Origin of the sequence: Paenibacillus sp. FSL W8-0919 (genome assembly GCF_038003785.1) — a bacterium.
Lineage (GTDB): Bacteria > Bacillota > Bacilli > Paenibacillales > Paenibacillaceae > Paenibacillus_AQ > Paenibacillus_AQ lactis.
Genome location: NZ_JBBOPV010000003.1, coordinates 1 through 25191 on the forward strand (window position 1 = coordinate 1; position 25191 = coordinate 25191).

A 25191-nucleotide genomic window follows, 5' to 3' on the forward strand; every position below is an offset into this window, starting at 1 on the left:
AAGCGTGCCACAGAAAAGCAGCTTGTGGCTCTTGAAAAGGCGAGAAAAGCAGCGGAAGCAAATCGTACATGTTCAGAGTGTGGCGAGATTTACGGGGCAAAGGAGATCGTCAAACAAGAGGATGGTAGCCTGATATGTAGAAACTGCATTGACTGGATGCTTTGGGAGAGACGGAAAGCTTCTATGATGGCAGAGGGCGAAAGAATGTTCAAATCATGGTTTTATGAGGATATTGTCATTTTGGACACTGAAACGACAGACTTGGAGGGCGAGATAGTAGAAATAGGAATTATAGACCGAAATGGTAATACGATGTTTCATTCGCTTGTTAAGCCAGTTCATTCGGTTGCTGATGACAGCCCGGCCACATTAATTCATGGGATCACTAATAATCAATTAGTCGATGCTCCGGTTTGGGCCGATGTTTGGGTTCATGTCCTTTCACTATTAAAGGACAAATATATTTTGGCTTTCAATGCGGCTTTTGACGAAACGATGATTGAAAATAGCTGTAAGCGAAACAGAATTGAACCAGTCCGGTTTAAATGGGGTTGTGTCATGGAAGCTTATCGCCTTTCTAATGGATCGGAAAAGAGAATCAGTCTTCAGGATGCTTCCGGAATTTATACAGCACATCGGGCTTTAGAGGATTGTCGGTCAACATTAGCGGTAATTCGGAGTAAGTGGAATGAACTTGGCTTATCTTTGGAAACCAACGCTATTTTAAAATAATTTTATTAATGTTAATGTTATCATTTATAATGACATTAGGGGGAGTACATGCAATATTTGGCGATGCTCTCTATGCTAATTGACCATATAGGAATTGTGTTCTTTCCAGTAGAAATTACTTATAGGATTATCGGGCGGCTGGCGCTGCCTATTTACGCTTTTGGAATTGTACAAGGGTTCCGGCACACTTCCAGTTTTCGGCGTTATGTTTGCCGTCTGATGATGCTTGGGGCAGTTTCACAGATTCCTTTTATGCTGGCGGTAAGCGATTCGGAAATAAATATCATAGGGACACTCATATTTTGTTTGGTAGTCTTGAAGCTGCTCGGCTCCATGAAAATACAACGTGGAAAGTCTTGCTGATCGGGGGGGCGGCGCTGGCCCTAGAACTATTTCCTTTTGAATATGGCTGCTACGTCTTGTTCTTGGTGCTGATCTTCCATTACTCAAAAAGCGAGATTTTATTGCACTTGGTACTGAATGCCCTGTTTTTGCCGATTATGCCCCTACAGGTTTTTAGTGTCTTGGGAACGGCATTAATCAAAACTGGGTTTTATGTGGGACGAGTCCCGCGCTGGATGTGGCGGAGCTTCTATCCAGCACACCTTACGATCATCGCGGGTTTATTATATTTTTATCAACATTAACATTAATATTAACACATATAACTATATTTATAATGATGGAGGGATTGTTGTGAAAATGAAAATCGCCGTATCAACGAATAAGGGCGGAGTCCTCAAAACGTCAATTACGACCAACTTGGCCGGAGTGTTTGCGAAAGAAGGAAAGAAAGTGCTTATCGTAGACACGGACAACCAGGGCAACTGTTATGTATCGTTTGGCGGAAATCCGGACACGTTGAAATCCTCAATTTACGATGTACTGGTTAACGGCCATGAGATTGATAAAACTATCGTTTCGGTTCATGAAAACATTGACTTGCTCCCGGCAAACGACGATATGGCATTCTTTGAATTTGATGTTCTAGCGGATCGGAACAAGTTCCCGAAGCCGTTCAGCTTGATACAAAGTCATTTAAAAATGATTGAAGACAGATACGATTGCATTCTTTTTGACACACCGCCAAACCTTGGGCTGGTTCAGGGGAACGTGTTGAGTTACGTTGACAATGTATTAATACCGTTCCAGCCGGAAAGCTACTCGATGCGCTCTTTGATAAAAATCATTAAGGCAATCCATGATTTTAAGGAGCAGACAAATAAGCAGCTTAGTATTTTAGGTGTGGTTGCGACGTTGGTAGATTCCAGAACGACGCTGCATTCCGAAATCATTACAGAATGCCGGAAATATTGCCTACAGCAGAACATTAAGATGTTTGATGTGGTTATTCCGCGCTCGGTACGTTTCGCGTCGAGCGTTGCCTTTGAGCGCTTGCCAGCTACCTTGTCGGCAGATGCAAAAGCGCAAATAGTGCAGAACTATTTTGAACTGTACGAAGAAATTAAAGAACTGATATAATAATGTTAATGTAATTGTTTCTGTTAATATTAACGAAAAGGAACGGTGAAACAAGTGAGCAAGCCAAGGAGATCAATTGCAAGTTTCAGTGATGTTGCACAAGTCGGAAATGAAAATGATAACACCAACAAAAACGATAATAAAAACATTGATGAAAATATTAATGTTAACAACAATAATGACGTTAACGAAAACAAAAACGGTGATAATGATAATAACGTCCACGAAAACAAAAATGATAATGTAAACAATGCTGGAAATAGGAACGATAACAACAACATTAACGTATATGATGATGATGACATTCTATCAAGCATCACGAAGCAGCCAGCAAACAAAAAACCTACAGGGATTTACTTCGAGAGCGACGTATTGGAAAAGCTTCAAGAATTGACGAAAGGCCGGGGGCGTGGAGCGCAGAGCAAATTAGTGAATGACGTGGTTAAGAGGTATTTTATCGAAAAAGGGTTTCTGTCAGAGAGGAGAGAATAATTTAAGAAGTAAAGGCGGGTGATTGCGTGGACGAAACGCTGAAATGGTACCTGATAATTCTAGTGGTACTGTGTGTTTGCTATCAAATGTCCAACCTATTCGGTCGGCTGGCAAGGCTTATCACAATAGGCATGGTGCTTATTATCATATTTTCAGACATCGTTGGCCCGTGGACAGACAAGCTGCTAATGGTTGCAATCTTTGGACTTCCAATGTACATTAGCTGGTTCATAAAGTTCTATGTGAACAGACCGCGCTAGGCTGCGTGTATACAAAAACATGTCCGGATCTCGTCGCCGGCGTTTCCGAATGTATACATTTCCGGCGAGCTGCAGCTCTCCAGGTTGCCAAAAATGTATACATTCATAGTGCCGATCGACAGCGGCCAGCCGCGCAGCAGCGGCAGCGCTGTATACAAAATCAGTAGGGGAGGGAGTTCATTGTCACAGAATGGCAAGAAGTATTTCTTAGATGAAGGTATTCATTTGTTCCCTGAACCGTCAAAGGAAACAAAGGAGTATATGAAGAAAATCCGGATTCTCTCGAATCAACATCTTCTGAATGAGGACAAGACAGAACTTAAACACTCGGCTATAGTCAAGCAATCAATAACCGACTTTCGGCGCTAGAATAAGTGGAGAACCGCTCTTTTTGAAGGGCGGTTTTTTTTCGGTACATAATATAAATTATGTACCGAAAACACTCCCTAAATCGTTGTTTTTCGGTACATAACTATGTTAAAATAACAGTAAATTTTCGGTACATAATTATATATTGTGATTTAGGTTACTTTAAAATCCCTGCATTTAAGTAACTTAAAATCCTTGACTTTAGGTTACTTAAAGTATTATAATTAAAGTAACCTAAACAGCTATAGTTTAAGTAACCAAAACGGAAGGATGATACCGACATGAATTGCATGGCTTGCGGCAGCACGAATGATGTAACCGACTTTGTTTCCGGAGGGGAGAAAATAATACTTTGCGTCGATTGTAGGTACAAGCTTGCGACTGGACAACTGAACGTCAAGCAGATAGGCCAGATCGGAAGACCACCTATAGGCATTACAAAGAAAGTATCCCTCACGCTGCCAGAATCGGCTTGGAAACGTGTCGAACGCAGGGCGGAAGGGAATCGTTCAGAATACCTTCGGAAGCTCGTAGAACGCGATGTATGGGGCCAAGCGACTTGGAGTAATAACGCTTGTCTTGGTTACGCGATACTTGGAGCAAAGCGGCTCGGCTATAGCGAGGAACAGACGGAAAAACTTATCCGGGCAATATACAGCATGTTCGATGAAACGAGTATCGAGGAAGCACGCGAAGTTTACGAGCGATCCTCGTATTAATACCAATTGAAAGGTTGTGCATGAAATGGACAACGCAAGAGCGGCTAGGCTTCTTAGAAAGTGGATTCCCTTTAATGGGATGGATACCCCTTTAGGTTGGGAAGTACCGCCGGAGGAAGAACCTGTTTGGCCGATAGTGCAAAGAACAACGCTTGCCATTAAATACGCTATTGCACACTTGGAAGGTTCTCCTGTTCCGAATGATATTGACCGCGAAGAAGCAATTGCACTTATGGCTGCTTGGCCGGAGTATAACGGAATGGACGATGCGGAAGCATGGGACGCAGAAATATATCCATTTGTCCGAAATTGTCGAAAAGCTATTGATTATGCGGTGAATGCTCTGAAAAGCGAAGGGTCGTAAAACCAGTTTTTAGGGTCACAGAATGGAAAATTTGGGTCGTGAAAGGGGAGGGGGAAATGCCGCGCAACACCTCGTTAGACAAACGCCCAAGACTTGATTGTAGCAGCGGCGTAAAAGCCCGTATAAGAGCTTTGCGCGATCAATTAGGGTATGCAACCGATTCGGAGGCTATCGCCTATCTGCTGGCCGTCTATGATGACCAGTACGATAAAATAACGCTCCCGAAGGACAAGACGTTCCGTGAAAAGGCTGACGTCTTGAATAGGCAATTATCTTTTTGACCAATAAACGGGGAGGGATTTTCGATGTTTGTAGTGCGAGGAAAAACCATGAAATTCACGAGCACAAACCCCGACAACCTTGACGAAGAAGTGAGCTATAAAACCTACGATGAAGCCGAAAAGGTGAGAGAGGAATTAAAGGCGCTTTTTCCATTCGAGGATTTTGAAGTTACAGAAGTTTTCTGACCAAGGACATCAATTCAGCAGTTGTATACATAAAGCGAGCGCCCGCGGCAATGGCCGGGCGCGATCCGAGCCGCGCATGTATACAATTAACCGAACCGGCGACGCTGCAGCCTGTGTGAAATGTATACTTTTTCGCGCCTGGCCAGCTCACGAGATCCGGAAAAATGTATACACCAAGGGGGAAGAATATGAGTAGAACACCGATTCAAGTTCCGATAGAGCTGAAAGAGGAACTTGAGGACTTAAAAAGGGAGCTACATTGCAGCAGCTTACCAGACGTCATTGTTCGGCTGATTCAGGATAGGAATCGAAACGCAGAAATTCGTAAGGAAGAACAAAAGAAAAACGAAGCGGAGCGAGCGCGGCAGAACAGGGAAGATGTAAACTTAGGAGAAGAAAGAAAGCTGCGGTTAATCGAATTTCAAAATGAAATTGGATTAGCTTCCGAGGGTGAAACGATTGATTTTCTGATGGAGGTTTTCCGATCAACGCCGCAGATAGGCATGAATGCTTTTAAAGCCTATGTGAAGCTAAGGGGATGACAAACCAATTTGAGAAAACCGTTGCCGTGCCGCAGGTGCGGCAACAGGTGTATGGACGGGTGATTTTATGACGAATGAATTGATAAGCAAATATGAAATGGCATTGCGAGAAGATGGAGCAAGTGAAAATACGATAGCGAGATACATTCAGGTTGCGAATCAGTTCGTCGAGTGGCATCAAGAATTACTTAAAACCGCCTTCGATCCAAACAATGTTTCCGCTCTCGACATGCAGCAATGGAAAAAGTATTTAATCAACGAAGCTACATTCCAGAAAAGAAACGGTGAGACTAAAAAGTATTCAATCAGTTCCGTGAACAATTGTATAGTGTCGATCCGGACGTTTTTCAATTCCTTAAAGGATATGGGATTAATAAAAACGAATCCGGCTGTGAAGTTGAAGACGCAAAAAGTCAATGAAGATTTTGATTCAGAGCCGCGCTGGTTGGAACGTAACGAACGAAACAAATTAGTTCGCGTGATCGAAGACGAACAGGCCGAGAAAAAGAACAGATGGAAATTCGCTCGTAATCGGGCCATTGTATATTTGATGCTTCTTGCAGGGTTAAGAGTGAGTGAGGTTGTTGACGCAGAGCCGGAAGACATTTCATTTGAAACAGGTTATGTTTTCGTTCGTGATGGAAAGGGCGGAAAGGCCCGGAGAGTTGAAATGAACAAAGAACTTCGAAATGCCTTGCTTGATTGGATGGAAATGCGCGGCGAAGCAGAAACTAAAAAATTGTTCACGTCTTCGCGTGGCGGAGGGGCGCTAACAAAGCGAGGCATTGAATATCTATATGAGTCACTTAGCAAAAAAACGGGAATACCCGATTTAACGACACACGTCCCAAGACATACACTAGCACATGATCTTATTGAGGCCGGATATTCGATCCAAAGAGTCGCGGACATCCTTGGACATTCTAATATTAACTATACGAGAATTTACACAAAATCGAGTACGCAGGAACGGAGAGAAGCGCTGGAAAGTTTGTCATCAGTATAACTAGAGGATGTGGAAAAGAAGCATGGATAAAATCGCAGCTATTACAAAAGCGTACCAAATTGCAACATTGACCTATCCTTCATTTGAAGTAATTGAGCTTTTAAAGCCACTAGCATTCGAGCGAACACTTGATTTACTTCTGATTATGCGGCAATCTCCGCGCCCTGTAAAATCTCCCCTTAATTTTTTAAGAAGGGCGATTGAGGAAAACTGGACACCGGAAACAATGCCGGAAAAAGTAAATCGTCACATTCAATACATCGAAGAAAATTTTTACGTACGTAAAGGCTATTCAATTGACGAAGCACGCGAGATCGTTCAAAGGAACCGGGATAAAGAAATTAACTCTTGGGGGGCAAAAGGATGATTACTGTAAAGGACATTATTGAATTTGTGAGTAAGGGAGAAAAATTCAATTTTTGTTGTTCTGCGTTTTTGGATTCATTTTATGCTGCCGCCGATCAGCAGCGAATCGAAATGATAAAAGACGAACCGGAAGCATTTCCTAATGTCGAACACTTTTATTATTGCGACGTTGCCGCAATGACTCACAAGCTGGCAAATGATTTTAAGCTGATCGTTCCGGAATGGGTTCATAAAGAAAAATACATTCTGACCGAACCGCATTACGACATCTTCGACAAAAATAACGAGATTTTAAAAAAATACTTGGAGGATGTCAGTCCGTATGAATTTAAAATCAGAAACATTTTTGTGAAAGAAAATGCGCTTGATCGCGTTTAAGGGGCGGTGTAGTTAATGGAAAACTTCAAGCTTGAGAAAAGCGAAATGATAAAGTATTTGAAGCAAATCAACGACGAATTAAAAGCTGCTGGCGACAAAGGGGAAATTCTTATTTCTGGCGGAGCTTCGATGTGCTTAGTTCATGAAGCACGACCAAGCACGAAAGATATAGATGCCTTATACGAACCAAAAAGCCGAATCAACGAAATTGCTGAAAGGATCGCTAAAGCAAACAACTTAGATTCGGGTTGGATCAATGACGGAGTAAAAGGGTTTCTTCATCCGAATATGAAATCCGAGGTTGTTTACGATTTTGGGAATTTGAAAGTCAGCACCGTATCGGCAGAAGCGTTACTTGCAATGAAACTCATGGCTCTACGTTCCAGCACTTCGGATAGAGACGACGCAAAGTTTTTAATCAAAAAATTGAACATTACCGACGGGGATACGTTGTTAAAAATCATGTCCGAGAACACCTATAAAGAGAAGTTATCCGTAATGAATCAATACCTTGCCCTAGACGTTCTAAGTGAGGTTAACGCAGAGAGGGAGAAGCAAAGGCCGGGGTTGCAGGATAAGCTGAACGAAATAAGAAGTGATGACAAACCGATAGCAGAAAACAATAAAATAAACGATATAAAGAAACAAAGAGGGGAAGAACGCTAATCGTTTGATTGGCGTATTTTTTTTGCCTTTAAAAAGCCGGGGATTGCTGATAGTATAGGGGTATGTGATTGGTTCGGGGAAGGAATAGCAAGCATTGGATTTGTGTCCACAAATCCGAAAAACATGCTTGTTAGGGCGCTGCCCTAAGACCCGTTATATTTGCGAAAGGAGTTGCTTTCCAGCCATGAACAAAACAGAGCTAATCAAAGTTCGGGTTACACAAGATGAACTAGAGATAATTGATAAAAAGGCACAAGTAGCAGGTTTGAAAAGAAGTCAGTACGTTAGAAAAATGTGCACGCAAGGATACATTGTAATTAGAAATTTTGACGAAGTTGAAAAGCTTGTTTATGAGATAAACAAGATCGGAAACAACATAAATCAGATTGCACGGAAGGCGAATGAATTTGACTATTTATCTAAAGATGATTTAAAGTCTGTTCGGTCAAGAATTGACGAAGTTTATAAACTGATTGAAAGCTTTTACGATGAAGGGTGATGCCTCATGCCTTACGTGAAGCAAATAACAATTAAATCGACCTTGAATAAATCCCTGAACTACATCGTGAATGATAAAAAGACAGATGAAGGGATTCTTGTTTCCGGAGTGAATTGCGCCACGAACGAAAAGCTTGCTTATAAGCAAATGATGGCGAACAAGAAGAAGCATGGAAAAGAGAAGGGAACGCTTGGATTCCATTTCATGCAATCGTTCAAACCAAATGAGCTTACCGATCCGTACAAGGCTCATGAAATTGGAATGGAGTGGGCCAAGAAGCTCCTGGGCGATAAATACCAATACATTATCAGCACTCACATTGATAAGGATCACATCCATAACCATATCGTTGTAAATTCCGTTTCCCTTGAAGGGAAGAAATTTAATGCTTGCAAAAAGAGTTTGGCCGATGCAAGGAAGTTTTCTGATGAAGTGGCAAAAGAGCATGATTTAAGCATTATTCCACCGAACAAGGAATCCAGATCAAAGTCATATAAGGAATGGAAAGAAGAAAAGTCCGGTACATCGTGGAAAGCTCGTATTAAGAAAGACATTGATTCCGTTATTTCGGATTCGTCTTCCTTTGACGAGTTTTTAAATAAGATGCGGGGAATGGGATATACCATTAAGCAGGGTCATGTTAAATATATGACTTTCCGGCTGCCTGACATGGGCCGATCCGTCAGGGGGAAAACACTTGGGCCTGAATACGAAGAAGAAAAAATAAAGGAGCGGATACTCTATAGAAGCTTCGGGCTGGAAACATCGAGCCGCCGCCGTGTTTACCGTGTCAAAAACAGGATGTCAAAACAAAGTTACCGGGATGCTGCTTTCAAGTATCGGTATAAGCGCGGATCGTTGGCCGTTAACTTTGCTCTTGCGATTGTTCTTCTCAAAACGGTGTCAGATCGAAATGCTTCTAATGGAAAGGTAGTAAAGAGGAACTATAAAGCTGATTTAGAAATCAGCAAGTTATCTAGTCAGTTGAAGTACATTAATGAGAAAAACTTGCGGAGTAAATCGGAGTTGCTTTCCGAAAAAGAGAACGTAAAAGCGAAACTTGATGAAGTGATTCGCGTAATTAATCAAGCGGAAGAAGTTAAACGTAAACTCGAATTAGCAATGCAAAGTGTGAATACTTATCAGAAATACAAGCCGTTTTTTGACGAGTATAATTCTGCTGGTTTGAAAAAAATGATTTTGAAGAACAAATACAGTTCTGAAATTTCGCTGTTTGAGAATGCGAGGGAAAAACTACAAAATTTCAAAATCGACGAAAACCAAATTTCAGATTTTGTTCAGAAATTTGAAAATCACTCTCTAAAAATTGGAGAACTGAATAAGCGAAAAGAACTACTTAATGATGAAATGAAGAAACTGAATCAGATCGAAAAAACGCTAAATGACATTTCGACAAAAACGCCAAAAAGTAAAAAACGAGAAAAGGGAGAAGAACTCGAATTTTGATTTTTTGTGTATTGATGATTTTTAAAAAACTTGCTATTCTTAAATCAGAACTTCGTTTCCAAATTTCTACAGGGAGGGGGAAAGCAAAGTGGATTTAGGAACGGATGTCGCAAATGTCGCAACGAGAGTCGGGACGGAATTATCAAAAGAAGCTGCAAAGATGACTAATGAAACGATGAAACAGCTTCTTTTGTATCTGATCCAAAAAGCAAAGGAAAGCGGCAATAAAGCCGGAGAAGTTTCCTTGAAAAAACTTCGTGAAAGCAACGAGGAAATTAAAGTCTTCGACTTGCCGAAGGATCAAATGAACGATTTCATTGCAGAAGCAAAGTTTTATGGAGTTACGTTTGCCGCGCTAGAAGAAAATGCGGATAGTTACGCGATCCTTTACAAAAGCAGCGAAGAAGCCCGAATAAAACGCATCTTGAAGAACCTTATTGAGCAATCCATTGGTGAGCATTCCATTGAAAACGAAGAAACGACCGAAGTTGAAAATTCCGAAAGTGAAAAAAATCGGGATCGTAAAATAGTCGGGAAGTTGCTCGAACACGGTGAGGCTCCATATGAACATGATCCGAACAATGAAAAAAGCTACTATGCCAAGATCATGACGGATCAGGGAGAAAAAACAATTTGGGGCGTGGATTTAGAAAGGGCAATTCGTGAAGGTGGCGTCGATGTCGGAGATGAGGCTGAATTTGAAAACAAGGGAAGGCAACCCGTCACCGTTGTTAAAAAGGAACGCGACGAGGAAGGCAATGTAATCGGTCAGACCGAAATCCAGACGCACCGAAATACATGGGATGCAAGACCGACACTCGCAGACAAAAGGAAAGAAGTTGAATCAATGGTAAACGGCCAAAAAGAAAGGGTGCAGGTGAGAACGAAAACTAAGGAAAGAGAGGGCAGGTAACAAATGACGAAGGATCGTCTAACCGTCCAGAACATTTCCGAGATCATAAAGAAATTGAAGGACAGAGAACAACAAGAGTTTATTGTTGGCAAAGAAGCCGCTGGCAGGATTTATGTGCAGCGGATCAACCGCGATTACGTTACAAGGCCGGACGATATTAGGGCCGGGGTTGAATCAGTCGGCACGGCGGAGCAAATAGCCGAGGAAGTACATCGTTACGGAGGTGGGTTTGCGAAGCTGCCGGAAAAAAGCTCGCTGCTCGAAAAGCGGGAAGAAATCAAATCATTAGTCACAGAGCAGCAAAAGGCGAGCGATCCCCCGGTTAGGAAGGGGATAGCAAGATGAATGTCGATCCGGATAAGCAACGGAAGCGAACGCGAAACTTCCTACTGTTTCTTGCTGTTCTATATCTCGTTGTTGCTTACTTCACGGTTCATTTTGTTCAGGTTATCGAGTCGTCAAAGGAACAGTTTCAGATTCAGCAGCTTGAGCGTTACATAACATCATCCTTTGAGCGAATCGAAAACATGGAGGCTCCGAGCGTTAATCAAAAAACGCTGCGAATACTTTTTCTGGAGCTACTTGCTTTCTTTCTTTTTGCGGTTTACCGAATAACCGTCCAGAAAAACTTTATGCGAGGAAAGGAACATGGAACGGCCACGTGGGGAGGCAGCGCGGATCGGAAGAAAATCGCGGATAAGGACCCACTTAATAACGTCATCTTGACCAACACTGAAAGGCTTAGCCTGAATACCAAGAAGTTCAAGCGAAACTTAAATATCTTGGTCGTCGGGGGCGCAGGGACGGGTAAATCCCGTTTCGTTGTAAAGCCGAACCTACTGCAAGCAAACACCAGCTTTGTTGTAACTGATCCCAAAGGAGAACTGCTGCGCGATACAGGGTACTTTCTTCGGAGTCAGGGATATAACATCAAAGTTTTTAACCTCATTGATCCCTCTAAAAGCTCCAAATACAATCCTTTTGCTTACATCAGAAAAGAATCTGACATCCTCAAGCTCATACATCTTCTGATCAAAAACACAAACCCGAATAAAAATAGCGGCGGCGATCCGTTTTGGGAAAAAGCTGAAACTGCGCTCTTGCAGGCTATATTTTTCTATATCTATTACGAACTGCGGGAATCCGAACATCATTTCGGGACTGTCTTTGAAATGCTACGGCTGGCCGAAGTCAAGGAAGACGACGAGGAATTTAAAAGTGAATTTGACTTCCTCTTTGAGAAGTTGAGGGAGGTAAAACCAAATCACATGGCCGTAAAGCAGTACGACGTTTTTCGGATGGCTTCAGGTAAAACCGCGAAAAGCATTCTTATTTCTGCTGGCGTCCGGCTCTCGCCTTTCGGAATTTCTGAAATTGAAGAACTGCTGTCTAAGGATGAATTGAAACTTACGAAGCTGGGGGATGAAAAAACAGCGCTTTTCGTGCTTATTCCTGACAGTGACACAACATTCAACTTCCTAGCTGCCATGATGTACAGCCAGTTATTCGATTCCTTGTATTACGTGGCCGACTTTGAAAACCGAGGAAGTTTGAAGCATCATGTTCGGTTCCTGCTTGACGAGTTCGCAAACATCGGCCAAATTCCGGACTTTGACAAAATGATAGCTACAATGCGGAGCCGGAATATATCGGTAACGCCGATCATTCAAAATATGGCGCAGCTTAAAAACCTGTATAAAGACGCTTGGGAAACGATTGTCGGTAACTGCGATTCAATTCTGTTCTTGGGGGGCCAGGAGCGTTCAACGCTCGAATGGGTCAATAAAGGGCTTGGTAAAACCACCATCGACACAAGCACGTCAAGCCGATCCAGAGGACGAAGCGGTTCAACAAGCGTCAGCTATGGCATACAGGGTCGTGAATTAATGACAATCGACGAAATATCCAGAATGCCAAATGAAAAGTGCATCTTGTTTGTCCGGGGGTTAAGCCCCTTTTACAGCGACAAATTCAAGCTGGAGAAGCACAAAAATTATAAGTTTTTGTACGACGCAAACGACCAGTATTTCTTTGATCCTGCAATGGGGGTGAGCTTCACAGAGAACACCGAAGACACAGCCACCGCCAGCACCGACGATACGACCAGTATGGACGACACAGCGGCCAACACGGCCAGCGCCACCAGTACCGATGAAGAACTTTCGGTCTATAACATGCGAAGTCTGGATATGGAAGACGCTGCTTTGCAGGATGCAAATATTGTTGATGTCGGGCAACTGCTGGAGGACAGTACAGATGAAATGGAAGCAATTTTGCAAGAAACTAAATAACCAAATAGATGAAGGAGAGAAAAACATGAAAGGCTTTTTCAATAACATTTTCAAAAACAAAGAAATGATGATGAAGGTAGCTGTTACGGCATTGGTACTGATGACGGTTGCTAGTCCAGCGTTTGCATCTGATGCGGGTCTGGATAAGCTGGATAACCTGATCGATGTAATTGCGAAATGGCTGGGCCGGATCGGCTTGATCGTCGCTTTCTTTGGCGGGGTACAGACGGCGTTGGGCTTCAAAAATGACGACGCTGACGGAAAAATCAGAGGGCTGAAAACACTGGCTGCGGGCTTCCTTGTCTTTGGCCTCACACAGTCCTTGTCTCTGTTCGGGCTGTGAGAAAACAGAAGAAGGGGGCGCAAAGCGCCCTTTTTCTTTCAAAGGGGTGAAGTAGATGGCAAGCCCGATAGACAATATCAAAGAAGCGTTTGACGGCTTCGTGGAGGTTGTAAATGACGTCGCAATTCTCGTCAATGAAGGCCCTGCCAGTTATCCGGGACTGTATGCCACCATTAAAGACATCCATTCGGCCATTCTCCCGGTTGGTTACAGCCTTTTGACACTATATTTCCTACTCGATTTTTTCAGCAAGACCGTCAATTTTCAATTTTTTAAGTGGGAAACAGTTGTTTCGTGTTGCGTTAAGCTCATTTTTGCAAAGTTCATTATGGAACACGCCTTCGATCTGCTTGACGCGATTTTTGCTATATCGGCGCACATAACGAATATGGTTGGTTTGCAGGGTAGCAATGCAAATATTTACGTGGACTATGATGCGATAGAAGAAGAATACAACAGTCTCGGTTGGTTCGATAAGAAGTTCTTCGCGATTAAACTTTTGCCGTTTGAAATTTGCATATGGGTGATAAAAGTCGTAATCATCCTTGTCGTCTTCGGGCGACTCTTTGAACTGATGATTTACACGGCAGTTTCCCCGATCCCAATTTCAACGGCCATTAATGACAACCTGAACGGAACAGCAAAACGCTTCATCTTGGATTACGCTGCTGTTTGCCTACAGGGGATCATTATTATCATTGGCTGCATCGTGTATATTGCGATTTCGGCTAATATCACGCTTGGTTCCTTTACAGGCAACGGGGCAAATATGGCGCTTTGGAAAGGTGTACTTTCTGCTTTGGCCCTCTTGATTGTCGTCATAAAATCCAACTCATGGGCCAAAAAACTGACGGGCGCTTAATGTATACAATGCCGCCGCCGCTGTGCGGCTGGCCGTCGTCGATCGGCGCGGTTGGTGTATACATTTTTGACGACCAGGCGAGCTGCAGCTCGTCGAAAATGTATACATCCGGAATCGCCGGTGACGAGATCCGGACACAAAAATGTATACAGGAGGGGGGATTCCGGAATGATTGAAATTCGCATACCTAAAGAGATTCGCCAGTTTAAAGAAAAGCTGTTCTTTGGTCTAAACCTACGACAATTGATATGCTCGATAATCGCGTTAGCCATTAACGTACCTTTGTACTGGTTCGGTAAGGATTACATTGGAGCCGACGCCGCCAGTTGGATTGTAATACTGATTGCCATACCCATTTTCTTGATTGGCTTTTTCAACTATAACGGAATGACGTTTGAACAATTCGTGAAAGCAATGCTCCAAACGGAGCTTATCTATCCTCAAAAGCGGAAGTACAAAACGGTTAACCTGTTTGACGTTACGAACAAATTTAAAGAGAAAACAGAGGAGGGGAAGAAAAATGTTCTCGGCTTTACTCGGCGGAAAAAAGAAAAAAACAACGTCCAAGCGCAAGGTTAAAATCCCGAAAACCACTCAACAAACCATTCCCTATACGGCTTGCACTGAAGACGGCATCATGCAGCATGGGCGTACTCGCTATTCTAAATCATTCATCTTCGAGGACATTAATTATCAGGTATCGAAACAGGAAGACCAGGAAGAAATTTTTGTCCGGTACTGCGATTTTCTGAACTATTTCGATAACTCCACTGACTTACAGGTGACAATCGTAAACAAGAGTTTTAATAAAGATGAATTGCAAAGCCGAGTACTGCTGAAAGAGAAAAATGATCATTTACAAGAGTTTCGAGACGAGTACAACGGGATGCTCAAAAGGCAGGTCGTTGGGGGAAAGAACGAATTAACAAAGCAGAAATGCATTACCGTATCAATTGAAGCTGAATCAATAGAAGAAGCCCAAAACACCTTTATGCGGATGGAAACGGAAATGCAAGCTGTTTTCAAACGAATGGGAAGTAATATCCAAACTGCCGAATTGGAAACACGGCTGGAGCTTCTTCACGATATTTACCGAATGGGGCAGGAAGGCCAGTTTAATTACGATCCGATCCAGCATAAGCGTAAGGGGCTAATTACAAAAGACTTGATCGCCCCTGATTCGTTCACGTTTAAACGCGATCATATGATGATCGGAGACAAGTACGCCAGAGCGATTCATATCAAGGAGCTGCCCTCCTATCTGAACGACAAGCTGATAAGCGAAATTACTGACTTCGGCTTTAATATGGTGCTTACGCTGAATATAAAGCCAGTTGACAGCCACAAGGCTTTAAGGCTTGTTAAAAAGCAAATGACCGGAATGGAAGCCAATAAAATCGAGTACCAAAAGCGAAGTCTGAAAAATGGATACTTGGAAGCCTTCATTCCGCACGAACTAAAGCATTCTCTTGAAGAAGCCAAGGAACTGCTGGACGATTTAATAAACAAAAACCAAAAGATGTTTCTTGTGAATATTGTCATCCTTCATTTTGCGGACGACCTAGAAAGCCTAAATAAAGATGGCCGCGATATTGCGGCCAAAGCGAATAAATTCTTGTGTCAGGTTGGAACTCTGCACTATCAGCAAGAAGATGCGTTAAATTCTTGCTTGCCGTACGGTCTAAACCTGCTCTCCGTTTCCCGAACGCTTACAACCGAAAGTACGGCTGTTTTCATGCCCTTCACCAATCAGGAGCTATTTCAGGAGAACGGCATGTATTACGGGCAAAATGCCGTTTCACGGAATCTCATTATGTTCAACCGTTTAACACTCAAGAACCCGAACGGATTTATTTTGGGAACGCCGGGATCAGGTAAGTCCTTTGCGGCCAAACGTGAAATGATAAATGTCCTCCTGAATACGGACGACGATGTAATTATCATTGACCCGGAGCGCGAATATACCAACTTGGTTACGAACTTCAAAGGCGAGGTCATCCATATTAGCGCGGGATCGAAGAACTACATTAATCCGCTGGATATGTCCATCGACTATTCCGACGAAGACGATCCGCTAATGCTCAAATCGGATTTTATCCTGTCGCTTTGCGAAGTCATTTTAGGCGGACGATATGGACTGACACCACGGGAAAAATCAATCATTGACCGTTGCTTGAAGCTCACCTATCACAAATATTTGCAAACATTCGATATGGCCGATGTGCCGACGCTGCATAACTTCTATGATGTGCTGCGTACCCAACATGAGGAAGAAGCGCAGCAAATAGCGACCGCCCTAGAGCTTTATGTAAAAGGCAACCTGTCTGTATTCAGTAATAAGACAAATATCGACATCAATAATCGGTTTGTGTGCTTCGATATTAAAGACCTTGGGAAACAGTTGAAAACAATGGGCATGTTGATTGTTCTTGACCAAGTATGGAACCGGATCACCATGAACCGAAACCGAGGTAAGAGAACATGGTTGTACATGGACGAAATCTATTTGCTTTTCGCAAACGAATATTCCGCTAACTTCCTCTTTGAGTTGTACAAACGGGCCAGAAAGTGGGGAGGGGTTCCGACAGGAATTACCCAAAACGTCGAAGACTTGCTTAAATCGGAGCTTGCGCGGCGGATGCTTTCAAACAGTGACTTCTTGATGATGCTTAACCAGGCGACGAGCGACCGGAACGAGCTTGCAGCATTGCTTAATATTTCGGATACGCAACTTAGCTATGTGACCAATTCAGACAGCGGGCAAGGGCTGCTATTCATCGGAAACAGCATCATACCGTTTACGGATAAGTTCCCGAAAAACACGAAGCTGTACAAGATGATGACGACGAAGGTTGATGAAGTCGAACGAGTCGAACGTATAGCGAAGGCCCGATAAGGGGGGAGTGAATTGAAGCGAATCAAAACCACAAATTTCAGGAAAGTGCAGCCTGTTAAAGTTACTGGATTAAACAAAAAGTTCATTGAAACACATGTCCGGGTCGGAAGCTCTAGCTCTCCGATCCGGAGCGAACAACGCAGTGACACACCCCGAATGGCCCGCACGGAGGCGATCCGGTGCGAACAGGCCGAGCCGTCACGAGTGGCAGCGCAAAAGGTTGTTATCCGGAACCGCGAAACGCCCCGGACGTCGCCGCACAAGGCGACTATACGAAGCGAGCAGCTAGAAGCGTCACGGATAAGAACACTACATGTTCGTAAGTCTCATTTGGAAGCTCTCCGGGCCAATAAAAAAGAACCTTCGCAGCATAATGCGGCAATCCGGAGTGAGCAGCGAGAAACGCCCCGGACGGCTCGCACAGAAGGCCTCCAAAGCGAACAACTGCAAGCGTCCAGAATAAGGACGCTGCACGTTCGCAAGTCTCGTATGGAAGCTCTCCGGGCTAAAGAACCTGCGCGGTCAATACCGCCGCGCAGGTATTCCATCGGGGAAAAACAAGTCACCGTAAGAAAAATCAAGCTCCATCATCTGAAAAAACTGAAAGCAAATTCGGGGAAGCTCAAGAGCAATACAACGAGATTTATAAGAGGAAAATACAAGACGTCCTTTGCTTCTCGCGGAGCTAGTACAGGATTTCAAGCGACCCTGAAAACAGCAGCGGCGGCAAGTATGAAGCGTAATATGCGGCAATTGCGGGAAACGTCTCTTCGGCAATCCTATTATGCTTTGGATAGTCATGCCGACGAAGAACATAATATAGCAATTCAATCGCTGCTAGATTCAAAGGCTGGCATTTCTAAGACAAAACGATCCTACCGGAAAATATCGACGGCGGTTGATAGACTCAAAGGCGTTGATAGATTCAAGGGCAGGTCTATTAAAAGCATGGCCCGTCCGAAGAATTTTATGCGTGTCCGGAACATAAAAAGTGCAAGCTCGGCAGCGGCAGCAGGGAACAAGTTTTTAACCAAAAAAGCCTTGGCAACGGCGGCTCGTAACAATGCCTTTAAAAGTGGATTGAAGAAGGTTCTTGCATCACCAGCAGCGGCGCTGAAACGGGGCGCTATGCTTGTAGCAAAACAACTCGCGGCAAAGGCTGCGGCTGCTGTTGCTGCAAATCCGTACACATGGGCCGCTGCTGCTGTTGTGGCTATTTTACTGGTATTGATGATGACCATCACGAATGGCGGGGGAATGAATACGGCTGCGGCTGGAACGGCGTTTATGGCGGACGAATCGACTATTGTAAAGTACAAAGACTTTATCAAAGATATGGACACCCAATTCAAAAACCAAATCGAAAGCTACAGAAACGCCGACTATGATGACGTTCGGATTGAGTACATGAACGAGGAAGGCACGTTACAAACGAACTGGGTCGAAATATTAGCCATTGTCGCGGTTAAATACGAGCAGGAACTTGAATTTGCGCCTGAACAACAGACTTATATGCAATCCATTTTTGATTTAATGAACCGCATCGAGACGAGGGAAGAAACTTATACAGAGACAGAATGTTCAGGTAGCGGTGAAGAAAGAACATGTGAAACAGTGACCAAAACAAGGCTGATCGTTGAAATATACTCCTATAGCATGGAAGACATTTTCGGTGAAATTGGGTTCAACGAAGAACAGCAGGAGTGGGCGAGACGGCTAGTTACAAGTGACGTTATTCGGGAACAATTCCCCGACTTAGTTGACTCCATTGACTACGGTTCCAATCCTTTGACGCCGGAGGAATTACAAGCGATCCGCGACAGGATAGGCGAAAACATTGACGGTGCTAGACGCGACGTAATTGAGGCGGGCCTTACGCTGGAAGGTAGAGTTAAATACTTTTGGGGCGGCAAAAGCCCCGCAGGTTGGAATGATGATTGGGGTACGCCAAAGCTGGTTACTGCCCCCGGAAGTAAGACAACCGGAACATACCAGCCTTTCGGATTGGATTGCTCCGGGTTCATTGATTGGGCTTTTAAAACGGCTGGACTCGGTAATACCTTTTCGGCTGGCGGCACATCTTACCAGTGGACGCGCACAAGGTCTATTACTTGGGATGAATTGATTCCCGGCGATTTGGTGTTTAAGAACATGCCGGGGCAAGGAGGCGTAAACCACGTTGGAATCTATATTGGAAAAGATCAAAACGGAAAGAACCTCTATGTTCATTGTGAAGGCGGCTCGGGGGTCGTGGTCAATAGCTATAAAGGGTTCAAGTATCCACGTCGTCCGCTGATTTTCGATTGATGTATACTTTTTTCCGGATCTGACGAGCTGGCCAGGCGCGAAAATGTATACATTTCGTCCTGGCTGCAGCGTCGCCGGCTGCGAAAAATGTATACACGGGCGACGCGGATCGCGCCCGGCCGTTGCCGCGGCTCCGGATCAATTGTATACAGGAATTTTGAAGGGAGGATGACAAATTTGCGGTTCAAGATAGCAATTCCCTTAGTGATTTTTTTATTTCTTTTCGCGGGTTACTCCTATGCGGAACCTCAAAATCCAGTTACTATAGAGAAAGTAGGAAAAGTAAAACTGGAAGCAACTGTGCCGCAAGGATTTTCAAATTCTGTGCTGATTAACTTTACTACGGCGGACGGAAATAGTGTTATCAAGCGGCTGGATGCAGCTAACGCTTTTAAAACCAGTGAAGAAATCCCAATCGGCAAATATACGATTGGATTCATTAACATCGTCGGGCAAAACGCGACGGATTACAGCCTTCAATATCCAGAAAATTTAACGATTGAGGAAGGAAAGGAGGAAACATTTTCATTAAAAATTGAATTAAAACAGACCGCAAAAAATAATCCTGTAAAAGAGAATGCCCCCGCATCGGATCAGGAACCAACGTCTGAAAAAGATTTTGAAACGATGCTCGAACAAATGGATAGTAGTCATGCTACAGTTTCCGAGAATCGACAAAATCAGACCGATCCGGCTCCTACGAAACAGCCTGAATTAAAAACAAACACGCAAGTTAATTCCGGAAAAAATACAATGAACGATGCCGCATCAATTATTTTATTTTTTGGCGTTTGCTGTATCGCGGGTGTTCTGTTTTTTGCCTTTCGACATGTAGCCTACAAACACGATTATTACGATATTTAGGAGGAAAAAATGAAAGAGGCAAAGATTGAAGATAAGCTGTTGAAATTGTATGAGAAGCAGGAGAAACTAACGGAGAGAAAAGAAAAGATCGACGAGCAGTTACGTAAGGTTAATAAGCAAATCAAGGAATTGGAGCATGAGCAGCAAGCAAAAACGATTGAAGAAACAATGGTTGTCGTCAATAAGCGCGGACTTGACTTAAAGCAAGTTTTACAGGCGATTGAAAGCGGTCAATTGGATCACATTCTAAAGTCTGAAAAAAGCGATTCAGAGGAAATACAGGAAGGTCAAGCACAGGGAGGACAAGCAGAAGGGCAGTAAGCAAAAAATAACGAACGATGATTTTCTTCCGGAGAATCGATCGTTCGTTTTTTTATTTTTCGGTTCGGAAGATGAAGCGAAGAATGTCAACAGCTTTACGTTGGTTTTCGTCGCTTTCCTTGAGAAGTATGGCGGCAGCTTCTAGCACTGGTTCGGTCATTTCCACGTCTTTAAAAGCAGCACTGTCGGAAAGCAAAGCTGCTAAACTGCATTCTAACGCCTTCGCTACTTTCTCCAATGTTTGTATTTTTACGTTGTACTCGCCACGTTCAATTTTTCCGAGATAGGAAAAGCTCATTCCGGCCAAATCCGCAAGCTGCTCTTGCGTCATTCCCTTCAATTTTCGGCGTTTCCGGACATTGCTTCCTATGATTTTTAATGTAGATTGTTCCATTTCTCACTCCATACCTTTAATAATTCAAGTGTAGTCCATCCGGGGTAGTGTTTTTAGGTATGTAAACAGACAAAAGACTTATTTTTATTGTCTGTTTGTGACTCATTTTGTATAATGGAACATACAGCCGTCGAAGGGAGTAACCGGATATTTTCTCCTTATTGGAAGCGTAGCCGATGTGACGGGGCGGAGTGGGAGCGGTAGGGGCATGGCCGCAATGGCTGGATACCGCAGGGCGCGAGGCTCGTCGTCAAGGGCGTCCGGAGCGCCAGCGGAGGCGGCGGAGCGTACCCTTGACGATGAGAAGCCCTGTGGTAGCCTGCCCAGGCAGCCATGACCGAGAGCGGACACGGAGCTGCGCCGCAGCCGGGATAAAAACATAGACCCACCATGAGAAACAGTCCTTGAATTGATTTTTTAAGGGCTGTTTTTTATTTGGCTCCCGCAGTAGACGCCCCCTAAAAGTCAAGCGACTCACAGGGTCTAAGGCAGCATAGCTGCCTAAGACCCTGTAGATTCCATTGACTTTCTTCACGGGGGCTGCAAGGAAGCAAAACCTTTGCAAGCTGATTCAAGGAAGCGGAAGGTTTGAGCGCATACGTATCCCTTATCCCGGCCTTGCTCCTTCCGTTTTCAAAGAGGGAACATCCGCATACCGTAGCCATCCGGTCGCATGGGATCATATCGAACCTCTCCGCGCAAGGCGAAAAAATTTTTTGAGGAAATCACTCAAAAAATTTTTGTCGTCCCTTCGGGATGCCCTTGCGCTCCGAGAACCGATATGATCTTAAATTTGCGACGGCTACGGTATACGGATGTTTTTTTGTTCTTTGAAAACTACATACGCAAGGCAAGGCAGCATAGAAGATCCATGCTCCAAACCTTAAAACCTTCCGCTCATCGCCGCTCGGGCTAGACCGGCAAACGGTTCCGGATGTTAGGGGGTGAGGGCGGAAATATCAAGCTTTGAAAGGAGGTGAACACGATGGAATTGATCGACGAAATCGAACAGAAGCGGCGCGAAATGGAGAATTTGGCCCTTGAAAAAGGGTTAGGAGCGCCGGAGGTGTTGAAGGTATCTGAAGAACTCGACCAGCTTTTAAATCAATATCTGAAGGGGAGTCAAAGTGCATGTTAAAAGCCCACTTGCTTTTAGGGAAGCAAATGGGCCGGGGCGAAGAATTTTCCGAGCCTTCGCCCCTCTATTTTACCACAAGTAAAGGAGAGGGAACACATGAGCAACAAAATCTATGAAATGGTGACTGACCGCATTATTGCGGAATTGGAAAAAGGAATTGTGCCTTGGCGTCGCCCGTGGCGCGTGGGTGCGGCTGTCAATTGGAAGACACAAAAGCCGTATCGGGGCGTTAATACGCTGCTGCTGGAGCCGGGAGAGTATGCGACCTTCAAGCAGGTGAGCGAAGCCGGGGGCAAAGTCAAAAAAGGCGAGAAAGGGCAATTCGTTGTTTTCTGGACTTGGCTTGAAAAAGAGGACGAGGAAACCGGGGAAAAGGAAAAAATCCCATTCCTGCGTTATTACACGGTGTTTGAAATTAATCGGCAATGCGAAGGATTGGAAACCAAGCGGAACGACGAAACATTTGACCACGACCCAATAGAAGAAGCCGAGCGGATTTGTGCGAGCTACAAAGACGCGCCGCCCGTTCGCTTTGCTTCCGGGCGGGCGTTCTATCGACCATCTGACGATATTGTAAGCGTGCCGCCGCTATGCGATTACCCCAAGCCGGAAGAATACTACAGCACCCTTTTTCATGAGCATGTACACAGTACAGGGCATTCCAAACGGTTAAACCGTTCCGGGATAACCGAGATTGCCGCATTTGGTGACGAGAACTATTCAAAAGAGGAACTTGTTGCCGAGATCGGCGCGGCTATGCTGTGCGGCGTTGCTGGAATCGATAACAGCACAATCCAAAATAGCGCCGCTTATATTGGCGGCTGGCTTCGAAAATTGAAGGATGATAAAAAGCTGATCGTTCAGGCAGCAGCGCAAGCGCAGAAAGCGGCAGATTATATTTTGGGAACTGTATTTGAGGAAGCCACCGAATAGCAGCGCTCCGCCCCCTGATCGGGGGCGGCAGCTACCTAAAATATAATCTGTCAGGGGGAATTAACGATGTACACCCACGGAAAAAAAATGAATGGTCGCTTGTATGTCCGGACGTCCGGCGGAAACTGGATTGAATTGCGGTTGCTTATAGATAAATACGCCTTAAAGTCGATTTCATAAGGAGGGGCTTTGTATGATGGTATATAGAGCGGAGGACGGAACGGCCTACACGCAGGAAGAAATAAACGCATTGATCGACCACTATTTAAGCAATACGCCCGGATGGTCTATTATAGAATCCCGTTTGTTTCCTTTGGTTCGGGGCGTTCTCTATCATTATGTTCTGGCGCTGGCGACATGGGAGCATCCAGCAACAATATTAGATCAGATTGACGATGAAGAACGAAGTATCATCATAGAGCGTGTGAACGCAATTTTGGCGTAAAAGCGCCGCCCCCAACCGGGGCCCCTTCCCCGGTCGGGGGCGGAAAAGTAGGAAAAACATTCACTCAAAGGACAAAAGTGATTCTATTGATTGTTCGTTCATGACCAAAAAATTTTTTGTATACATTTTTCCGGATCTCATGAGCTGGCCAGGCGCGGAAATGTATACATATCGTCCTGGCTGCAGCGAAGCCGGTTGCAGAAAATGTATACACGCCCGGCGCGGATCGCGCCCGACTAACGCAGCGCCCGGCTACATCCTGTATACACTTCGACACAAAGCGCTCTTCGATGTCGTTTTGTGTCGGCTCTATCATAGCTTGTCAAACAAAAAATGATGTGGAATAATGTAGTTAAATCTATTAAATTAATTGAAAACAAAATAAAAGCCATTGTTTCGGCCGCAACGAGCTACCAACTCGTTTGCTGCTCCGTCTGAACCCACATTCAGCGAAACAGGTGCCTCACAACAGCTTTTCAGATACCTTTAGTATACCCAAAATTCGGGGTATTTACAAGGAGTCTCGAAAGGAAGTTCGTGGTTTTTTACTACATGTAAATAGGCCCCTAATCGCCCTGTGAAGTTCGGCGGTTAGGGGCTTTTTGGTTTTCAAAAGTAGATTCGAGCAGCTAGAGATACATACAAGAGCGAAACAGCAAAAGCGAATATCAGGCGCACGATTTCCATTTTTTGAAAAAACGGTCATCGTATGCTTAGTTTCTTATTGCCTTTTTTCGGACTAAGCAGAATGCCACCCAAAACGACGTAAAAAAAATGGTCGAATTACGATCACACATCGGGTTTGTCGTCCCGATCTCCCCAGAAGCGGCCAACGGCGAAAAAGTCCGAACCTGAAACGGTGTAGGCGGCGCGACGTCCGGAATTAAACTGCTTGGGGATGATTAAGCCAGCTAAATGGCCTTGAGTATTCGCGCTCGATTGCGCCCCTGCAATCGTCCCAGATTGGCGATGTGACTCCATCGACCATATTCCCGTCCGTGTACGCCGCAAGGCGTAGGCTGGCTGTCAGAGCGCCGCATAATAACATATGCGGCCACGTGGTAAAGCACGACCTGGGCACGTTGAATGACAGTAAAAGCGAAGCGACCGACGGCGGCTCCGTTACGCCTAAGTTGACCCTAGCCTAGCCCTCCTTATGCCGTTTTCGGCTATAAGGGGGGCGTGTGCTCGCTCGCTCAAGCTCTCCACCCGCCTATCACAACCCCACCCCCCCGTCAAGCACAAAATTGCGAGCACACAAACGCAGGGGCGGGCGTGGGGAGGATGATTTTAATCTATAAGGCGAGCGTAGCTCGGCTACCTTTCATTGCGATTGTGGATAAAGATTGAATTTAGATAGAGTTGTCCACAAGACCTTTTTAGACACCTGTTTGCCGCACCTGCGGCACAACAACAGTTTTTTCCAACCGGAGCCTTGTCTTACATAAGGGTTTGCATTATAATAACATTAACATTAACATTTACGAAAACATTAATATTGGGGGTGAGTAATTTGGAAAGGATACGTGGCGGATGGGCTAATGTCCCTGCGAATCTAAAAACGAAAACGGCTTTAGCAAAAGAGGGGAAAAAGCCTGTTGGGGAGCCGGTTGCAGAGGTGTGGAATAGTTATCAGTGGGTCAAGCTTTACGATGATAGTCAGACTGTAGCTAAG

The 25191-nt window shown here is 44.4% G+C and carries 29 protein-coding genes; 28 read left to right on the forward strand and 1 reads right to left on the reverse strand.

The genetic code is table 11. The features are described 5' to 3' along the window. The 25 genes from NST44_RS30825 to NST44_RS30945 form a co-directional block, all read left to right on the forward strand. Nucleotides 1-732, forward strand: a 732-nt coding sequence (locus NST44_RS30825) for a 3'-5' exonuclease (protein ID WP_340901503.1), incomplete at its 5' end; no start/stop codon positions are given. 48 nt (nt 733-780) lie between these two features. Then, a complete protein-coding gene (locus NST44_RS30830; RefSeq protein WP_340901504.1) occupies nt 781-1095 on the forward strand; it encodes a TraX family protein in 315 nt (104 codons plus the stop codon). 339 nt (nt 1096-1434) lie between these two features. Continuing rightward, nucleotides 1435-2214, forward strand: coding sequence for a ParA family protein (locus NST44_RS30835; protein ID WP_340901530.1), 780 nt, complete (start codon nt 1435-1437; stop codon nt 2212-2214). Between the two features lie 54 nt (nt 2215-2268). Further along, nucleotides 2269-2706 carry a hypothetical protein gene (locus NST44_RS30840; RefSeq protein ID WP_340901505.1) on the forward strand — a complete coding sequence of 146 codons (438 nt, stop codon included), beginning with the start codon at nt 2269-2271 and terminating at the stop codon, nt 2704-2706. Between the two features lie 910 nt (nt 2707-3616). Then, nucleotides 3617-4054: a hypothetical protein gene (locus NST44_RS30845; protein ID WP_340901506.1), complete on the forward strand. Its 438-nt coding sequence runs from the start codon at nt 3617-3619 to the stop codon at nt 4052-4054. A 25-nt stretch (nt 4055-4079) separates the two neighbouring features. Further along, nucleotides 4080-4418, forward strand: a complete 339-nt coding sequence (locus NST44_RS30850; RefSeq protein ID WP_340901507.1) for a hypothetical protein — start codon at nt 4080-4082, stop codon at nt 4416-4418. 56 nt (nt 4419-4474) lie between these two features. Further along, complete coding sequence (locus tag NST44_RS30855; protein WP_340901508.1) at nt 4475-4699, forward strand: hypothetical protein; 225 nt, start codon at nt 4475-4477, stop codon at nt 4697-4699. Nucleotides 4700-4723: 24 nt separating this feature from the next. Then, complete coding sequence (locus tag NST44_RS30860) at nt 4724-4885, forward strand: hypothetical protein (protein ID WP_340901509.1); 162 nt, start codon at nt 4724-4726, stop codon at nt 4883-4885. A 188-nt stretch (nt 4886-5073) separates the two neighbouring features. Beyond that, nucleotides 5074-5427, forward strand: coding sequence for a hypothetical protein (locus tag NST44_RS30865; RefSeq protein ID WP_340901510.1), 354 nt, complete (start codon nt 5074-5076; stop codon nt 5425-5427). 67 nt (nt 5428-5494) lie between these two features. Next, nucleotides 5495-6433, forward strand: a complete 939-nt coding sequence (locus NST44_RS30870) for a tyrosine-type recombinase/integrase (RefSeq protein WP_340901511.1) — start codon at nt 5495-5497, stop codon at nt 6431-6433. A gap of 22 nt (nt 6434-6455) precedes the next feature. Further along, complete coding sequence (locus NST44_RS30875) at nt 6456-6800, forward strand: hypothetical protein (protein ID WP_197187506.1); 345 nt, start codon at nt 6456-6458, stop codon at nt 6798-6800. Continuing rightward, nucleotides 6797-7177: a hypothetical protein gene (locus NST44_RS30880; RefSeq protein ID WP_340901512.1), complete on the forward strand. Its 381-nt coding sequence runs from the start codon at nt 6797-6799 to the stop codon at nt 7175-7177. The genes NST44_RS30875 and NST44_RS30880 overlap by 4 nt, the downstream gene beginning before the upstream one ends. A gap of 15 nt (nt 7178-7192) precedes the next feature. Continuing rightward, nucleotides 7193-7843, forward strand: a complete 651-nt coding sequence (locus NST44_RS30885; protein ID WP_340901513.1) for a DUF6036 family nucleotidyltransferase — start codon at nt 7193-7195, stop codon at nt 7841-7843. 184 nt (nt 7844-8027) lie between these two features. Next, a complete protein-coding gene (locus tag NST44_RS30890) occupies nt 8028-8342 on the forward strand; it encodes a MobC family plasmid mobilization relaxosome protein (RefSeq protein ID WP_340901514.1) in 315 nt (104 codons plus the stop codon). A gap of 6 nt (nt 8343-8348) precedes the next feature. Next, the gene (locus tag NST44_RS30895; RefSeq protein WP_340901515.1) at nt 8349-9809 is read left to right on the forward strand and encodes a relaxase/mobilization nuclease domain-containing protein; all 1461 of its coding nucleotides are present in this window, start codon (nt 8349-8351) and stop codon (nt 9807-9809) included. Nucleotides 9810-9897: 88 nt separating this feature from the next. Beyond that, a complete protein-coding gene (locus NST44_RS30900; protein ID WP_340901516.1) occupies nt 9898-10722 on the forward strand; it encodes a DUF3801 domain-containing protein in 825 nt (274 codons plus the stop codon). Between the two features lie 3 nt (nt 10723-10725). Continuing rightward, complete coding sequence (locus NST44_RS30905; RefSeq protein WP_340901517.1) at nt 10726-11067, forward strand: hypothetical protein; 342 nt, start codon at nt 10726-10728, stop codon at nt 11065-11067. Then, nucleotides 11064-13013, forward strand: coding sequence for a VirD4-like conjugal transfer protein, CD1115 family (locus NST44_RS30910; protein ID WP_340901518.1), 1950 nt, complete (start codon nt 11064-11066; stop codon nt 13011-13013). Before NST44_RS30905 ends, NST44_RS30910 begins: the two co-directional genes overlap by 4 nt. After that, nucleotides 12979-13356, forward strand: coding sequence for a hypothetical protein (locus NST44_RS30915; RefSeq protein WP_340901519.1), 378 nt, complete (start codon nt 12979-12981; stop codon nt 13354-13356). The genes NST44_RS30910 and NST44_RS30915 overlap by 35 nt, the downstream gene beginning before the upstream one ends. 55 nt (nt 13357-13411) lie before the next feature. Further along, complete coding sequence (locus tag NST44_RS30920) at nt 13412-14218, forward strand: hypothetical protein (protein ID WP_340901520.1); 807 nt, start codon at nt 13412-13414, stop codon at nt 14216-14218. Nucleotides 14219-14386: 168 nt separating this feature from the next. Then, nucleotides 14387-14797, forward strand: coding sequence for a PrgI family protein (locus tag NST44_RS30925; RefSeq protein ID WP_340901521.1), 411 nt, complete (start codon nt 14387-14389; stop codon nt 14795-14797). Continuing rightward, nucleotides 14739-17114, forward strand: coding sequence for a VirB4-like conjugal transfer ATPase, CD1110 family (locus tag NST44_RS30930; RefSeq protein ID WP_340901522.1), 2376 nt, complete (start codon nt 14739-14741; stop codon nt 17112-17114). The genes NST44_RS30925 and NST44_RS30930 overlap by 59 nt, the downstream gene beginning before the upstream one ends. Nucleotides 17115-17126: 12 nt before the next feature. Further along, nucleotides 17127-19421, forward strand: coding sequence for a C40 family peptidase (locus NST44_RS30935; RefSeq protein WP_340901523.1), 2295 nt, complete (start codon nt 17127-17129; stop codon nt 19419-19421). A gap of 177 nt (nt 19422-19598) precedes the next feature. Next, on the forward strand, nt 19599-20285 hold the full coding sequence (locus NST44_RS30940; RefSeq protein ID WP_340901524.1) for a hypothetical protein: 687 nt from the start codon (nt 19599-19601) through the stop codon (nt 20283-20285). Nucleotides 20286-20294: 9 nt separating this feature from the next. Next, complete coding sequence (locus NST44_RS30945; protein WP_340901525.1) at nt 20295-20606, forward strand: hypothetical protein; 312 nt, start codon at nt 20295-20297, stop codon at nt 20604-20606. 52 nt (nt 20607-20658) lie between these two features. Here NST44_RS30945 and NST44_RS30950 read toward each other — a convergent pair whose 3' ends face one another. After that, nucleotides 20659-21000: a helix-turn-helix domain-containing protein gene (locus tag NST44_RS30950; RefSeq protein ID WP_340901526.1), complete on the reverse strand. Its 342-nt coding sequence runs from the start codon at nt 20998-21000 to the stop codon at nt 20659-20661. Nucleotides 21001-21985: 985 nt separating this feature from the next. Between NST44_RS30950 and NST44_RS30955 the strand changes: the two genes are divergently transcribed. From NST44_RS30955 to NST44_RS30965, 3 genes are all read left to right on the forward strand, one after another. Next, nucleotides 21986-22138, forward strand: coding sequence for an aspartyl-phosphate phosphatase Spo0E family protein (locus tag NST44_RS30955; protein WP_340901527.1), 153 nt, complete (start codon nt 21986-21988; stop codon nt 22136-22138). Nucleotides 22139-22234: 96 nt separating this feature from the next. Further along, complete coding sequence (locus NST44_RS30960) at nt 22235-23071, forward strand: ArdC family protein (RefSeq protein WP_340901528.1); 837 nt, start codon at nt 22235-22237, stop codon at nt 23069-23071. A 193-nt stretch (nt 23072-23264) separates the two neighbouring features. Then, complete coding sequence (locus NST44_RS30965; protein ID WP_340901529.1) at nt 23265-23516, forward strand: hypothetical protein; 252 nt, start codon at nt 23265-23267, stop codon at nt 23514-23516. The last annotated feature ends 1675 nt before the right edge of the window (nt 23517-25191 follow it).

What these genes read in the sequence shown, in the direction of transcription:
- NST44_RS30830 (WP_340901504.1), top strand. Translation starts at nt 781, where the DNA reads ATGCAATATTTGGCGATGCTCTCTATGCTAATTGACCATATAGGAATT.
- NST44_RS30835 (WP_340901530.1), top strand. Translation starts at nt 1,435, where the DNA reads ATGAAAATCGCCGTATCAACGAATAAGGGCGGAGTCCTCAAAACGTCA.
- NST44_RS30845 (WP_340901506.1), top strand. Translation starts at nt 3,617, where the DNA reads ATGAATTGCATGGCTTGCGGCAGCACGAATGATGTAACCGACTTTGTT.
- NST44_RS30850 (WP_340901507.1), top strand. Translation starts at nt 4,080, where the DNA reads ATGGACAACGCAAGAGCGGCTAGGCTTCTTAGAAAGTGGATTCCCTTT.
- NST44_RS30855 (WP_340901508.1), top strand. Translation starts at nt 4,475, where the DNA reads ATGCCGCGCAACACCTCGTTAGACAAACGCCCAAGACTTGATTGTAGC.
- NST44_RS30860 (WP_340901509.1), top strand. Translation starts at nt 4,724, where the DNA reads ATGTTTGTAGTGCGAGGAAAAACCATGAAATTCACGAGCACAAACCCC.
- NST44_RS30865 (WP_340901510.1), top strand. Translation starts at nt 5,074, where the DNA reads ATGAGTAGAACACCGATTCAAGTTCCGATAGAGCTGAAAGAGGAACTT.
- NST44_RS30870 (WP_340901511.1), top strand. Translation starts at nt 5,495, where the DNA reads ATGACGAATGAATTGATAAGCAAATATGAAATGGCATTGCGAGAAGAT.
- NST44_RS30875 (WP_197187506.1), top strand. Translation starts at nt 6,456, where the DNA reads ATGGATAAAATCGCAGCTATTACAAAAGCGTACCAAATTGCAACATTG.
- NST44_RS30880 (WP_340901512.1), top strand. Translation starts at nt 6,797, where the DNA reads ATGATTACTGTAAAGGACATTATTGAATTTGTGAGTAAGGGAGAAAAA.
- NST44_RS30885 (WP_340901513.1), top strand. Translation starts at nt 7,193, where the DNA reads ATGGAAAACTTCAAGCTTGAGAAAAGCGAAATGATAAAGTATTTGAAG.
- NST44_RS30890 (WP_340901514.1), top strand. Translation starts at nt 8,028, where the DNA reads ATGAACAAAACAGAGCTAATCAAAGTTCGGGTTACACAAGATGAACTA.
- NST44_RS30895 (WP_340901515.1), top strand. Translation starts at nt 8,349, where the DNA reads ATGCCTTACGTGAAGCAAATAACAATTAAATCGACCTTGAATAAATCC.
- NST44_RS30905 (WP_340901517.1), top strand. Translation starts at nt 10,726, where the DNA reads ATGACGAAGGATCGTCTAACCGTCCAGAACATTTCCGAGATCATAAAG.
- NST44_RS30910 (WP_340901518.1), top strand. Translation starts at nt 11,064, where the DNA reads ATGAATGTCGATCCGGATAAGCAACGGAAGCGAACGCGAAACTTCCTA.
- NST44_RS30915 (WP_340901519.1), top strand. Translation starts at nt 12,979, where the DNA reads ATGAAATGGAAGCAATTTTGCAAGAAACTAAATAACCAAATAGATGAA.
- NST44_RS30920 (WP_340901520.1), top strand. Translation starts at nt 13,412, where the DNA reads ATGGCAAGCCCGATAGACAATATCAAAGAAGCGTTTGACGGCTTCGTG.
- NST44_RS30925 (WP_340901521.1), top strand. Translation starts at nt 14,387, where the DNA reads ATGATTGAAATTCGCATACCTAAAGAGATTCGCCAGTTTAAAGAAAAG.
- NST44_RS30930 (WP_340901522.1), top strand. Translation starts at nt 14,739, where the DNA reads ATGTTCTCGGCTTTACTCGGCGGAAAAAAGAAAAAAACAACGTCCAAG.
- NST44_RS30945 (WP_340901525.1), top strand. Translation starts at nt 20,295, where the DNA reads ATGAAAGAGGCAAAGATTGAAGATAAGCTGTTGAAATTGTATGAGAAG.
- NST44_RS30950 (WP_340901526.1), bottom strand. Translation starts at nt 21,000, where the DNA reads ATGGAACAATCTACATTAAAAATCATAGGAAGCAATGTCCGGAAACGC.
- NST44_RS30955 (WP_340901527.1), top strand. Translation starts at nt 21,986, where the DNA reads ATGGAATTGATCGACGAAATCGAACAGAAGCGGCGCGAAATGGAGAAT.
- NST44_RS30960 (WP_340901528.1), top strand. Translation starts at nt 22,235, where the DNA reads ATGAGCAACAAAATCTATGAAATGGTGACTGACCGCATTATTGCGGAA.
- NST44_RS30965 (WP_340901529.1), top strand. Translation starts at nt 23,265, where the DNA reads ATGATGGTATATAGAGCGGAGGACGGAACGGCCTACACGCAGGAAGAA.